General features: G+C 69.4%; 2 protein-coding genes. Both read left to right on the top strand.

Going from position 1 to position 908, the window contains the following annotated elements; translation table 11 throughout:
* A partial coding sequence (locus ACK4TH_RS12335; RefSeq protein WP_409626873.1) for an ATP-binding cassette domain-containing protein occupies window positions 1–340 on the top strand: 340 nt, incomplete at its 5' end.
* A 1-nt stretch (window position 341) separates the two neighbouring features.
* Window positions 342–908: ABC transporter permease (locus tag ACK4TH_RS12330; RefSeq protein ID WP_409626871.1), on the top strand; the 567-nt coding region annotated here is incomplete at its 3' end.

Here is a 908-nt window from a genome sequence, read left to right as displayed (position 1 = left end):
CCGCGCCCGCGCCCAAGGGCGAGACGATCTGGGGGCCCCGGCCGAACTCTCGGGAGGACAGCAGCAGCGCGTGGCGATTGCGCGCGCCATCGTCACCCAGCCGCGGGTGCTGCTGGCCGACGAGCCCACGGGCAACCTGGACTCGCGCCGCAGCCACGAGATCATGAGCCTGATCCGCCAGCTCAACGAGCAGCGCGGCATCACCGTGCTGATGGTCACGCACGAGGCCGAGATCGCCGCCTATGCCCGTCGGGTGCTGCATTTTCGCGATGGCGTGATCGAACGCGAGGAAGTGCCGGCCGCCGCGAATGGCGTCTTGCTCGCGCGGGAAGGGGGCTGACATGTGGCTCAACACGCTGGTGCTGGCGCTGCGCTCCATCCGCCGCAACCTGATGCGCTCGTTTTTGACCGTACTGGGGGTGGTGATCGGCGTGGCGGCGGTGGTGACCATGGTGACGGTTGGCAACGGGGCCACCCTGGCCATCCAGCAGCAGATCGCCAGCTTGGGGACCAACCTGTTGCAGGTGCGCCCCGGGCAGCGCCTGGGTCCGGGGGGATTCGGCTTTGGGGCGCCTTCGTTCAAGCTGACGGACGCCCAGGTGATCGCCGCGCAGACGCCCGGGGTGCTGGCGGTGGCCGCCGAGGCGCGCAGCAGCGGCACCGTGGTGGCCAATGGCCGCAACTGGACGAGCAGCCTGATTGGCGGCTCGCCCGACTGGATGTTGACCAACAACTGGACCCTGGCCGATGGCCGACCGTTCAGCGACGACGAGTACCGCATCGGGGCAGCCGTCTGCATCATCGGTGAGACGGTGCGCCGCGAGCTCTACGGCTGTGGCCGCGCACCCAGTGCCAGTGGATCTCGTGGCCGCGTCCGTGCACCAGTTCATCCAACCGGCGCCACAGGT

It is taken from the genome of Tepidimonas sp. (genome assembly GCF_046292505.1).
GTDB lineage: Bacteria > Pseudomonadota > Gammaproteobacteria > Burkholderiales > Burkholderiaceae_C > Tepidimonas.
The sequence above is the reverse complement of the archived record's forward strand: the minus strand, read 5'-3'. Positions and strand labels throughout refer to the sequence as shown.